Raw genomic sequence first — 12909 nt, forward strand, 5'->3', positions numbered from 1 at the left:
CACTTAAGGATAATTCCGATGCGCACGGATGTGGCCAATCTGCTCGAACGGCTGGGCAAACGCGATTTCCATTATCAGGACTTTGCCGAGCGCTTCACCGATATGGAGCTGTGGCCGCTGTTCGAAACGCTGATCCGCGATCCGCGCATTCTGGATGCCGCGCCGCATACCGATGCCGAACTGGCCGCCGCCCAGCCCCAGACCAGCCAGCCGCCCAAGGCCGAGCAGCTCCCCGCCGCTCCCGCCATCAGCAGCACCGATCTGACGGCGCTGTTCGCCCGCTATGGCGGCGCTCAGGCCGAGGAAGCGCCCAGCGATGTGCATGCGCTGCTGCAACGCCTCGCCCAGCAGCTCGATGCGCAGCAGCATGACGGGGGCGCGCGCTGATGCCTTTCATCCTTTGCCATTCACCCAAGGGCGGATCGGGCACCAGCTTTGTCGCCGCGCATCTGGCCATGGCGCTGGCCGAGGCGGGCCACGCCACCACCGCCATCGACTTCACCCGTCAGGACAGTCTGAAGCTCTATTTCGGCCTGACACCAGCCCAGCAGCTGCCCGATCTGGATCTGCCCTCCGATCAGGGGCTGACCATCGCGGGCGTGTCGCTGCGTCAGGGCCATCGCGTCTCGAAGGCGGCGGATTTCGCCCGCGCGCTGGCCGAGGGTGAGCTGCCGCTCGCCAATGATGGTTTCACCATCGCCGATGTGTCCGCCGATGATCTGGCGCTGCGCGATCTGCTGCTGCCTCAGGCCGCGCTGACCGTGGTGCCGATCACCCCGACAGCGCTGGGTCTGGCCACGCTGACTCAGGTCGGTTCGGGCACGCCGCTGATCGATCTGGACTACACCGCTTTCGTCATCAGCCGCCTGGACGAGACCCGCCGCTTCGCCCGCAACGCGCATACTTTCCTGCGCGAGCTGCTGGGCAGCAAGCTGGTGGGCGCCATCCATGAGGATGAATGCGCCAATGAGGCCACCGCCATGGCGCAGATGCTGCCGCGCTATGCCACGGCCAGCGTCGCTCTGGCCGATATGCGCGCGCTGGCCCGCACCGTGGCCGAGGTCTGCGGCCAGACCAGCGATGAGGAAGAAGCGGCGTGATCCAGCATCTCCTTCGCTTTGGTCAATGGGCCGCATGGGGCATTCTGGCCGTCATCGCCGCGCTGGTGATCTCCGTGCCGCTCGATGCGCTGGCGCAATGGCAGTTTGCGGGGGCCACCATTGTCGGCGTCTGGGCCATGTCGCGCTGGAAGGGCCGCAAGGGCACGCTGGCGATCGGCCTGCTCTCGATCATCGTCTCCACGCGCTACATGGTCTGGCGCACCACCCAGACGCTGACCTTCGGCGCCCCGCTGGAGGGCCTGCTGGGCACCGGCCTCTATCTGGCCGAGGCCTATGCGTGGCTCATTCTGGTGCTGGGCTTCGTGCAGACCAGCTGGCCGCTCGACCGGCCCGTGATCGAGCCCGAGGGCGATCCCTCCACCTGGCCCACGGTGGATGTGTTCATCCCCACCTACAATGAGAGCCTCTCGATCGTGCGCAACACGGTCTATGCCGCGATGGACATGGATTACCCGGCGGACCGCTTCAACGTCTACATCTTGGACGATGGCAAGCGCCCGGAATTCAAGGCTTTCGCGCGCAAGGTCGGCTGCGGCTACATCACGCGGGACAACAATCTGCACGCCAAGGCGGGCAATATGAACGCGGCGATGAAGAAGACCGATGGCGAGCTGATCGCCATCTTCGACTGCGACCATGTGCCCACCCGCGCCTTCCTGCAGCTTTCGGTCGGCTGGTTCGCCAAGGACCCCAAGCTGGCGCTGATGCAGACGCCGCATCATATGTACTCGCCCGATCCGGTGCAGCGCAACCTCGGCACGCTGAAAGACATGCCCGGCGAGGGCGACCTGTTCTATGGCCCCGTGCAAGGCGGCAATGATCTGTGGAACGCCGCCTTCTTCTGCGGCAGCTGCGCGATCATCCGCCGCGAGGCGCTGGAAATCACCAACGGCTTTGCGGGCGAGACCGTCACCGAGGACGCCCATACCGCGCTCAAGCTGCAGCGCATGGGCTGGAACACCGCCTATATTGAGGCGCGCCTTTCGGCAGGTCTGGCCACCGAGCGCCTGGTTTTGCATGTCGGCCAGCGCATCCGCTGGGCGCGCGGCATGACGCAGATCCTGCGCATCGACTGCCCGCTGTGGGGCAAGGGCCTCAGCCTGTCGCAGCGGCTTTGCTACCTCAATGCGATGATGCACTTCCAGTTTCCGCTGCCGCGCATCGTCTTCCTCACCAGCCCGCTGGCCTATCTGATCTTCGGGCAGAACATCATCCATGCCTCGGCCTCGCTGATCTTCGCTTTCTCCATGCCGCATCTGGTCTGTTCGCAGGCGGCGGCGGGGCGCACGCAGGGCGGCTGGCGCCGCCCGTTCTGGGGCGAGGTCTATGAGACGATCCTGGCCTTCCACCTCGTGAAGCCCACGGTGATGACCTGGTTCCAGCCCCGCAAGGGCAAGTTCAACGTGACGGACAAGGGCGACCTGCTCGACCAGACCTTCTTCGACTGGCGCATCGTGAAACCGCATCTGGTGACGATGGCGCTGCTGGCGGGCGCGGTGTCGCTGGGCTGGATCAAGTGGCTGTTCTTCTCCTCCACCTTTAACATCCAGATCGACACGCTGGTGCTGAACACGGCATGGGCGGGCTTCTCGCTGGTGATCCTGACGGCGGCGGTGTCCGTGGCGCGCGAGACGCGTCAGGCAAGGCAGGACATCCGCATCTATGCCGAGCTGCCCGTCACCCTCTACCTCAAATCCGGCCATGTGCTGACCGGCGTCACGCGTGACATCTCGATGGGCGGCGCCGCCGTGAAACTGCCCGCCGACATGCCGGTGAAAGACCCCGAACTCACCCATATCGGCCTCGATATGGACAGCGAGCGGCTGGTGCTGCCGGTCGACATGCTGCGCGCCGCGCGCGGCCATGCCTTCCTGCGCTTCCACCCGCTCGACATGGATATGGGGCGCAAGCTGGTGCGCGCGGTGATGGGCCGCGCCGACGCCTGGCAGGCCGATGGCCCGCCCCCGCAAGTGGGTGAGCTGCGCTCGCTCAACGACATTATCGTGGTGGATCTGATGACCCTCAAGCGCCTTCTTGGCCTGAACTTTGCCGAGCGCAAGCGCATGAAGGCGCAGCGCGCGGCCAGCCTCGCTGCCGCCAAGGCGGCGGCGGAAACCGCCCTGCCCGTGGCCCTGCCTGCTGCCGAGGCCGCGCCCGCCAGCCAGCCAGCCGCGCGCGCCACCCCCCGCCCCGGCCTGAGTGCCCGCGCTGTTGGTCAGGGCATGCGGGCTGCGGCCTGCGCTCTGGCACTGGCCGGTATGGCGCTGATCGCCTCGCCGCGTGACGCACAGGCTCAGGTGGCGCAGGCCCAGTCCGCCGCCCAGCAGATCGCTGCCGTCGCCGCTGTTTCGGGCACCGATGTTGCCGCGCCCGCCACGGGCAGCGCCCCGGTGCTGGTCACCTCGGGCACCAGCGGCACGCGCCATGAGCATCTCTCCTTCAAGGATCTGCGCATCAAGCAGCCGATCCGTCTGGCCGGCACCCATGGCGAGATCGGCATCCCCTTCGGCATCCGCCGCAGCGATGTGGTCACCAATGCCACCATCACCCTGCGCGCCGCCTGGAGCCCGGCTCTGCTGGGCGATCTCTCGCAGCTGGTCGTGCTGCTCAATGGCGAGGTGGTGCAGACCATCCCGCTGCGCCCTGGCGATTCCGGCGGCCAGACGCTGACCATCCCGGTCAACACCGCCCTGTTCCTGCCGGGTGACAACCAGCTCAACCTGCGCCTTGTCGCCCATTACGCCCGCGATTGCGAGGACCCGTTCCATTCCTCGCTCTGGGCCAACATCAGCAACATCCAGTCGAGCTTCGACCTGACGGTCTCCTCGGTGGCCAAGGCGCCCGATCTGGCCCAGCTGCCCGGCCCCTTCTTCGACCGCTATGACAATGGCGCGCTGCATCTGCCCTTCGTCTTCGCCAGCGCCCCCGGCCATGGCGAGTTGGAAGCAGCTGCCAGCATCGCCTCATGGATGGGTGGTCTTGCCTCCTATCGCGGTTTCGCCTTCCAGCCGGTGATCGGTCATCTGCCCACCGGCAATGCCGTGGTCTTTCTGAAGGGCCCGGCGCTGGGGCTGTCCATGCCCATCAATGGCGCCTCGGCCACGATGATGGCCAACCCCGCCGATCCTTCCGCCAAGCTGCTGGTGATCACCGGCCGCAACGATGCCGAGCTGCGCCTTGCCGCCGCCGCCCTCGCCAGCGCCAGAGGCGTGCCCGGCGGCGCCAGCATGAACTTCGACAATGCCCGCATCCCCTCCTACCCGCGCTATGGCGCCCCGCGCTGGCTGACCACCGACCGCCCGGTCAAGCTGGGCGAAATCATGGCCCCCTATGCCATGCAGGGCATGGGCCTGCCGCCCGGGCCGCTTTCGGCGCGCTTCCGTCTGGCGCCCGATCTGTTCTTCTGGCCGCGCGCGGGCGGTTCGCTCAGCCTTGGCTATCGCTATCCCGATGCCAAATGGCTGGACCATGAAGCCTCGCGCCTCGATGTCTCGATCAACGGCCAGTTTCTGAAGACCCTGCCGCTCACAGGCATGCACTGGTGGCAGCGCCTGTGGTGGGGCAATGGTGCCGCCAGCGCCGATGCGCGCGGCGACGTTGGCCTGCCGCGCTACAACCTCTTCGGCCAGAACGAGCTGGTCTTCGACTACAATCTCATCATCGCCGACAAGAAGAAGTGCAGCGGCACCTTGCCCGACAATGTGCGCACCGGCATCGATCCGAACAGCACCATCGATCTGACGCATGCTTCTCACGGCTTGCTGATGCCCGATCTGGCCAGCTTTGCCGGGGCCGGTTACCCCTTCACCGTCCGCCCCGACCTGTCGGAAACGGTGGTGGTGATGGACCAGCATCCCTCCGAGGCCGCGATCGCCGCATTCCTCAACATGATGGGCCGTCTGGGCGATGCCACGGGCGTTGCGGCCACCGGCGTCTCGGTGATGCTGGGCGCCGATGCCGACAGCCTTGCCGAGCATGACGTGCTGGTGATCGGCAGCGCGGCGCTGGCCGCCAATCCCATCTTCGCCAATGCCCCCGTCCGCACCGAGAACGGCCAGCTGCACGTCACCGAGCGTTCGCCGCTGCAATATGTCGAGGCGCTGCTGGGCGCTTCAGGCGGCAGCCGCAAGGATGATGTGGAAAGCGTCGTCTATGCCACCAAGGGCTTCAGCGGCATTCTGGGCTTCGAGAGCCCCGTCACCGCCGGGCGCAGCGTGGTGGCGCTGGTGGCCGATGACCCGGCCACCCTGCCCCAGCTGGTCGATTCCATGAGCGACGAGAAGATCAACGCCGAGATTCAGGGCGATCTGGCCGTGACCACCGGCGACGGCATGACCAGCTTTGCGGTCGGCCCGCGCTATTGGGTGGGCGATCTCTCGCTGTGGATGAAGATGGCCTGGTGGTTCAGCCAGCGCCCCCTGCTGATGGCCCTGAGCGGCGTGCTGATCGCCCTGCTGCTGGCCGGCCCCGCCTATGTGATCTTCAGCAAACAGGCCCAGCGCCGCCTCAAGGCGCTCGATAAGGGAGAGAGCAAGTGACCGAGCGTGCGGGCCTGTCGTTGAACCGGTCGCTGATCGCCACCGGGCTGGCCATGGCGGCCCCGGCGCTGGCCGCCGGGGAGGCCCATGCCGATGCCGCAGGCGTGAAGGCGCTGCAGGATCAGGCGCGTTACTGGGAAGGCAAGGGCCGCCACGATCTGGCGACTCAGGCCTGGCACCGCGTGCTGGAGATGGAGCCGGGCAATGCCATGGCCCGATCCGCGCTGGCGGGCGGCCCGGTGGCTGCCGCGGCGCCTGCTGCCGCGCCTGCTCCGGCCCCCGCCGCGCCGCGCCCTGTGGCCAAGCCCGCTCAGCCGCGCGTGGCAGCCCGCGTCGCCAAGCCTGAACGCGCCGAAAAGGCCGAACGCCAGCCGACTGTGCGCGTCGCCGCCGATGCTGCCGGGCAGGCCCGCGTGCTGGGCTACAACGCCTTGCGGGACAATGATCTGGACACGGCGCAGCGCCAGTTCCAGTTCGCCCTTTCGCGCAACAGCCGCGATGCCGATGCGCTGGGCGGCATGGGTCTGGTCTATCTCAAGCGCGGTCGCTTTGGCGAGGCGCGCGATGCGCTGGCTCAGGCAGGCTCGCTGGGCGATGCCGCCAAATGGACCGAGGCCCTGTCCTCGGCCCGCTATTTCGCCGATCTTCAGGATGCGCAGGCAATGGTCACGCGCGGCCAGCTTGACAGCGCCCAGCGCGCCACCGAGGCGCTGATCCGCTCCGGCTACAGCCAGAACGGCAGCGCCATGGAGCTGCTGGCGAACATCTATGAAAAGCAGGGCCGCTATGCCGATGCCGCCGATATGTACCGGCAGGCCGGGCAGGGCAGCAGCGCGGGCGCAGCGGGCAACGCCCGTTTGCAGAGCCGGGCTTTGCGCGGCACCGCTCTGGCCGATGCCGCGCGGGGCGACGATCTGGGCGCGGAACAAGCCTTTCAGCAGGGCCTGATGCTCGACCCCAGCGATCCATGGATTCGCTATGAATTTGCCCGTTTCATGCAGGCGCGCGGACGGGCTCCCGAGGCGGATTCGCTGATCTCCTCGCTCTCGGCCTCGACCGATCCCGATGCGCTTTATGCTGCCGCCATGCTCAATGCCGATGCCGGGCGCGGCGCAGTAGCGCAGGGGCTGATCGATCGCATTCCCGCCGAGGAACGCTCCGCCCCGGTGCGCAGCTTTGCCATCGGGCTGAAGGTGGACAATGCCGTCACCCGCGCCAAGGCGATTGCCGCCCAAGGCCAGCGCAGCGAGGCCATCGCGGCTCTGCGCCAGCTTGGCACCACGCAGGGCGTAGCCCCCACCAAGCAGGCCGCCATCGCCGATGCGCTGAACGATTTGGGCGATTCTGCTGGCGCCGCCAACATGGCCCAGCAGGCGCTGAACGGTCAGGTGACCGAGCTGGCCGGATATGAGGCGATCATGCGCATCGCCGCGCGCACCGGTCGCGACGATCTGGCCCGCACCGCCATGGCCCGCGCCTCGCAGCTGGCGGCAGGTTCGCCCGATGGTCAGCGTGCTTTGGGCCGCATGGGGGCCAGCGCCGCCGCGATTCAGGCGGATCGCCTGCGCAATGCCGGGCAATATGCGCAGGCCTTCGATGTGCTTCAGGCCGCCTATGCCGGAGCGCCGGACAATATGGACCTGCTGGGATCGCTCGCTCGGCTCTATCAGTCGGGGAGGATGAACGCCCGCGCGGCCCAAACCTTTCAGATCATCCTGACGCGCGATCCGCGCAACCGCGATGCGCTTTCGGGCCTGATGGAAACCGCGCAGGCGGCGGGCGACAAGACCCTGAGCCAGCAGGCCGAGCGCGATTTGCTCAGCCTCTATGGCGACCATTACGAGACCTATCTCGCCGCCGCCCGCACCGAGCAGGCGCGCGGCAATGCCGGAAACGCCACGCGCTATTTCAAGCAGGCGCGCGATCTCTACACGCGCGGCACAGGTGTGGGTGCGGAGGGAAGCAATCCTTTCGCAGCCTCGCCCTTCGCGCCGAGCGGGATCGCTCAGGCGGACAATCAGGCGGGCGGGGGCAATCCCTTCCGCAACCAGCCTCAGGCACAGGCGGCTCCGGCCACGCCCAACCCCTTTGCACTGGGCAACGGCACGCGGTTGAGCACCCCTGCCCAGCCTGCCTACACCGCGCCTGCCTATCAGAGCTATCAGCCCACCCCGCAGGCCTATCAGGCGCCGGGCAATTATGCCCAGACCCCCGCCTATGGCCAGCAGGCGCAGCAGCAAGCGGCGGCCTATGTGCAACCGGCCTCTTATCCACAATCGCAAGGCGCCGCCGCCCTGCCCGTCCCGGCCTTCGGCGCCGCGCCCGTTTACGGCGATGCTTCCCAGCCCGGCGGCAATGTCAGCAATGGCTGGGGCGGCACGCCGGTCGGGCCGCAGGTTGCGCCCGATGGGATGCCCCAGAACGTCTCCTCCGATCCCGTGCTGGCGGGCATCGAGAAGGACATCGCAGGCCTCGCCGAGGACAAGGGCCCCCGCGCCGAGGTCAACACCTCCTTCCGCTCGCGCGCTGGTGAAACCGGCCTGTCGCAGCTCGACGAGATCAAGGCCGAGGCCAAGCTCTCCACCGGGCTGGGCCGGGGCCGGGTCTTCGCCCGCGCCGAAGAGGTGGTGATCGACGCCGGCCGCCCCACCGGCTCCTCACTGGCGCGCTTCGGCACCAATGCCACCATCGAGGCGCAGGCCATCGTCAACAAGGTCGCCTCGCAGTTGGTGAATGCGGAAACGCAGCGCGCCTCGGGCGTGGCGGTCAGCGCGGGCTATGCCGACAAGCTGGTCCAGATCGAGGGCGGCACCACCCCCATCGGCATGGGCGAGACCAAAGCCGTCTGGCGCGCCGAAGTCACCCCCAAGCTGTCCGATGATTCCAGCGCCCGCCTGTGGTTCAAGCGTGAAGCCGTCACCGACAGCGTCCTCTCCTACGCCGGCACCCGCGATCCCGTGACGGGCCAGCGCTGGGGTCAGGTGATGCGCATGGGCGGCGGCGCGGGCTATTCCTATGACCGCGACGGCAATGGCGCTTACGGCGATGTCAGCTACAACGTCTATCGCGGCGACAATGTGCGCGACAATCACAATGTCGAGGTCAATGTCGGCGGCTATCTGCGCGCCTGGCACACCGAGCATTCGAATTTGAGCGCCGGCATCAACGTCAATTATCAGGCCTATGGCAACAATCAGAATGAGTTCACCTGGGGCTCGGGCGGCTATTTCAGCCCGCAGAGCTTCCTGGCGATCGGCTTCCCCATCAACTACACCTATGAGAAGAACAGACTGACGGCCAAGGCGGGCGTGACCCCCGGCTTCCAGACCTTCTCGCAGAACCAGACCAACCTCTATCCCACCGATGATGCGCTTCAGGGCACGCTCAACACGCTCAAGGCGCAGGACAGCGATGTGCGCAATTACTACGACAGCCTGAGCAAGACCAGCTTCGGCATGTCGGCGCAGGGATCGCTTTACTACGCCGTCAGCCCCGCCACGCGGATCGGCGGCGAGATCAGCTACAACAGTTTCGGCACCTATGACGAAGTGCGCGCCACGCTGGGCCTTCGCCAGACATTGGGGAGCAGCAAATGAGGCTTGCCTATCAAACCACCGGGGAGGATCTGGCCATGGAAGAAGCTGCTGCCTCTCAATCCATCGCCCCGCCCGTCAAAGCGCCCGATCCTTCCGCCTATGGCCGCGCTTTGCTCGCCACGCTGGTGATGAGCGAGGTCTTCGATGCGGCGCTGCCCGCGCAGGCACAGGGCTTCTATCGCGCCGTGGGCAAGCGTCTGGCCGCGCATCACCCCATCCCGCATATGCAGGATCTGCGCGAGTTGCAGCGCGCCGCCAATGCCGTGTGGGAGCAGCTGGGGCTGGGCCATGCCGACATCACTCTGGAGGTGCAGGGCGTGGTGATCCGCCAGATGGGCTTCCCCCCCGCCATCGAGGGCGACAAAGTCAACCATTGGGGCACGGCCCTGCCCGCCCTGCTGGAAGGGGCCTATGATGGCTGGTTGCGCTCGCTGGGCAGCCCCGAGGCGCTGGTGACCCGCGTCACCGCTCAGAGCGCCGACAGGATCGAGATCCGCCATGGCGCTCTGGCCGATGGCTGAGATGGGTATGAAGCCGGAGTCTTTCCTGTTCGACCGCCGCCGTATGCTGGTGGCCGCCGCCGCCGCTCTGGCCGTGGGCTGCTCACGCGAGGGGGAAGGCAAGGCTGTGGCGCGCAAAAGCGAGGAAACGGCGGAGGCCGACCCGATGTGGAGCGCTTTCCGCCAGATCTATCTCGATGCTTCGGGCCGGATCGTGGACAATGGCAATGGCGGTATCAGCCATTCCGAGGGTCAGGGCTATGGCATGGTGCTGGCCGTGCAGAACGGCGACCGCCCCGCCTTCGAGGCGATGTTCAACTGGACCCAGAGCAATCTGGCCCGTCAGGATGTCGCCCTGTTTTCATGGCGTTACGATCCGCGCCAGCCCAATCCGGTGTCAGACCCCAACAATGCCACCGATGGCGATCTGATGATCGCCTGGGCCATGGCCCGCGCCGCGCGGCAATGGGGCGTGGCGGCATGGGAGACGCGCTCGGCCCAGATCCGCGCCGCGATCCGCAACCGTCTGGTGGTGGACCGCTTTGGCCAGCATCTGCTGCTGCCCGGGCTGATGGGGTTCGATCAGGGCCAGTCTGTCACGCTCAACCCCTCCTATTTCGTCTGGCCCGCGCTGGATGCCTTTGCACAATATGATGGCGAAAGCACATGGGGCCCGGTGATCGAAAGCGCCGAGGCCGTGCTGCGCGCCGCCCGCTTCGGCCCCTCCGCCCTGCCGACCGACTGGATCGTGGTCGGGCCGGACGGCAAGCCCGCCCCCGCGCCTGACAAGCCCCCGCGCTTCGGCTTCGATGCGGTGCGCATTCCGCTCTATGCCGTGGCGGGGCATCGCGCCTCTCTGGCGGCGCCGATTGCCGATTTCTGGCGGGCGAAGCTGGCATCCGGACAGGTTCCGGCCTGGGTTGATGTCACCACCGGCGAGCAGGCGCCCTATGCCCTCTCGCCCGGCGCGCGCAATGTGATGCAGCGCCTGCTGGACCAGCCGCTGGGCCGCGAGGCGCTGGCTCAGGACTATTACGGCTGCGTGCTGCAGCTGCTGGCCCGCGATCTGAAGTGACGGATGGGCGGGGCCAAAAGCCCCGCCCCCTTACCCCAAGGCGATCCGGTCGCGACCCTTGTGCTTGGCCTCATAGAGGGCCTTGTCCGCCACCTCGACCAGCCCGAGCGGCTCACCATCCTTGTCGGGAACGCAGCAGGCCGCGCCCACGCTGATCGTCACATGATCGGCCACGGGTGAGGATTTATGCGGCTCATCCAGCGCCCGCACCGCCTCCACCGCGCGCTGGGCCAGCATGGCCAGCCCTTCGGGCGGGGTGGCGGGCAGCACGACGACAAATTCCTCGCCGCCCAGCCGCACCGTCAGATCGCGCGGGCGGCGGAAGGTCTCCTGCACGGCGCGCGCCACCTTGCGCAGCACCTCATCGCCCGAAAGATGGCCATAGGTGTCGTTATACTGCTTGAAATGGTCGATATCGATCATCAGCAGCGAGAGCGGCTCCTTCATGCGCGCCGCCTGCCGCCATTCGGTTTCGAGATAATCCTCGAAATAGCGGCGGTTGGACAGGCCCGTCAGCCCATCGACATTGGTCAGGCGCTGCAGCGCGAAATTGGCCTCCATCAGCTCCTGCTGGCTCTTGCGCAGGGCGCGATAGGCCTCATCACGCTGGATCTGCGAGAGATAGGCCGCCGAATGATAGCGGATGCGCGCGATCAGCTCGATCCTGTCAGGCAGCTTGACCAGATAGTCATTGGCCCCGGCCATAAAGGCATCGCTCTTGATCGTGGCCTCTTCCTTGGTGGAGAGCACGATGATCGGAATGCCCCGCGTCACCGGATCGGCGCGATAGGCCCGCACCAGATCGAGCCCGTTGACCTGAGGCATCACCAGATCCTGCAGAATCACCGTGGGCGCCACCTTGCGGGCGATCTCCACCGCCTCGACCGGGCTGGAGCAATAATGGAACTCGATCCCCGGCTCGCCCAGCAGGGCGCGGCGCACCGCCTCGCCGATCACGATCTGATCGTCGACCAGCAGCACCATCACCGAACGCGGCGCGACATCATGAGGGTTGACCATCGAAGGCTCGGTGCGGGCCAGAGTGTTCATGCATGAAATCCTTGATGACCGCGCCCGGCCGACAGCAACTCTATAAGCCGCGGCGCGATCCTCTCCAGAGGTAAGATCTGTGTAGCAGCGCCCAGCGCGGCGGCAGCCTTGGGCATGCCATAGACCGCGCTGCTCGCCTGATCCTGAGCGATGGTGTGATGGCCCATAGCGCGCAAATCCTTGAGGCCCCGGGCGCCATCGGCCCCCATCCCCGTCAGAAGCGCAGCAACCAGCGTTCCGTTCCACCAGCGCCCGGCGCTGGCAAAGAAGACATCGATGGAGGGGCGATAGGTGTGATCGGCCGGCTGGCTGGTGTAGCCCAGCCGGTCTCGGCTCTTGAACACCAGATGGTCGTCGGTGCCCGCCACCAGCACCGTGCCGGGCCGCAGACTGTCACCCTCGGCGGCGAGGCGCACCGGCAGGGCACAATGCTGGTCCAGCCACTCGGCCAGCCCCTGGGCGAAACGGGCATCGACATGCTGGACGATCACCGTGGCGGCCGGAAAATCGCGCGGCAACCGTCCCAGCACGGCGGCCAGAGCCGCAGGCCCCCCCGCCGAGGCGCCGATGGCCAGCAAGCCCCCGGCCGCAGCGCCGCGCGAAGCGGGAAGGACGCGCGGTGCCTCCCCCTCTTCCACCAGCCGGGCAATGGTGTCGATCTTGGCGAGCAGGGCCCTGGCGCCCTCCCCTTTACCGCCCGCATCCAGCAAGGGCGTGTCCACCGCATCGATGGCCCCCTGCCCCATGGCGGCGAAGACATGGGCGGCATTGTCCTCCACCCCGGCGGTGACGATCAGGATCGCGCAGGGGTTTTGCGCCATGATGCGGCGCGTGGCCTCCACCCCGTTCATGCGGGGCATGGTGAGGTCCATCAGGATGAGGTCGGGCCGGTCGCGGGCGCACAGGTCCACCGCTTCCGCGCCATCGCCCGCCGTCCAGACGATCTGATGCGGCGAGGCGGACAGGGCCCGGCGCATCGCCTCCACCGCCATGGGCAGATCATTGACGATTGCGATTCTCATGGCGCGA

General features: G+C 67.2%; 8 protein-coding genes. 6 read left to right on the plus strand and 2 right to left on the minus strand.

Translation table 11 applies throughout. From position 1 onward, the window contains the following. The first annotated feature begins 18 nt into the window (after positions 1-18). The 6 genes from HGK27_RS15840 to HGK27_RS15865 are packed head-to-tail and all read left to right on the plus strand — an operon-like array spanning position 19 to position 10830. Positions 19-387: a hypothetical protein gene (locus HGK27_RS15840; protein ID WP_206241785.1), complete on the plus strand. Its 369-nt coding sequence runs from the start codon at positions 19-21 to the stop codon at positions 385-387. Beyond that, the gene (locus HGK27_RS15845) at positions 387-1100 is read left to right on the plus strand and encodes a cellulose synthase operon protein YhjQ/BcsQ (protein WP_206241787.1); all 714 of its coding nucleotides are present in this window, start codon (positions 387-389) and stop codon (positions 1098-1100) included. Before HGK27_RS15840 ends, HGK27_RS15845 begins: the two co-directional genes overlap by 1 nt. After that, positions 1097-5659 carry a UDP-forming cellulose synthase catalytic subunit gene (bcsA, locus tag HGK27_RS15850; protein WP_206241788.1) on the plus strand — a complete coding sequence of 1521 codons (4563 nt, stop codon included), beginning with the start codon at positions 1097-1099 and terminating at the stop codon, positions 5657-5659. The genes HGK27_RS15845 and bcsA overlap by 4 nt, the downstream gene beginning before the upstream one ends. Then, complete coding sequence (locus HGK27_RS15855; RefSeq protein WP_241127218.1) at positions 5656-9255, plus strand: cellulose biosynthesis protein BcsC; 3600 nt, start codon at positions 5656-5658, stop codon at positions 9253-9255. The genes bcsA and HGK27_RS15855 overlap by 4 nt, the downstream gene beginning before the upstream one ends. Further along, positions 9252-9776: a cellulose biosynthesis protein BcsD gene (gene bcsD, locus HGK27_RS15860; protein ID WP_206241790.1), complete on the plus strand. Its 525-nt coding sequence runs from the start codon at positions 9252-9254 to the stop codon at positions 9774-9776. The genes HGK27_RS15855 and bcsD overlap by 4 nt, the downstream gene beginning before the upstream one ends. After that, positions 9769-10830, plus strand: coding sequence for a glycosyl hydrolase family 8 (locus HGK27_RS15865; protein WP_241127220.1), 1062 nt, complete (start codon positions 9769-9771; stop codon positions 10828-10830). The genes bcsD and HGK27_RS15865 overlap by 8 nt, the downstream gene beginning before the upstream one ends. 30 nt (positions 10831-10860) lie before the next feature. Here HGK27_RS15865 and HGK27_RS15870 read toward each other — a convergent pair whose 3' ends face one another. Then, positions 10861-11880: a diguanylate cyclase domain-containing protein gene (locus tag HGK27_RS15870; protein WP_274617169.1), complete on the minus strand. Its 1020-nt coding sequence runs from the start codon at positions 11878-11880 to the stop codon at positions 10861-10863. Continuing rightward, complete coding sequence (gene cheB, locus HGK27_RS15875; RefSeq protein WP_206241792.1) at positions 11877-12902, minus strand: chemotaxis response regulator protein-glutamate methylesterase; 1026 nt, start codon at positions 12900-12902, stop codon at positions 11877-11879. Before cheB ends, HGK27_RS15870 begins: the two co-directional genes overlap by 4 nt. Positions 12903-12909: the final 7 nt, after the last annotated feature.

This window comes from Novosphingobium terrae (assembly GCF_017163935.1).
GTDB classification, from domain to species: domain Bacteria; phylum Pseudomonadota; class Alphaproteobacteria; order Sphingomonadales; family Sphingomonadaceae; genus Novosphingobium; species Novosphingobium terrae.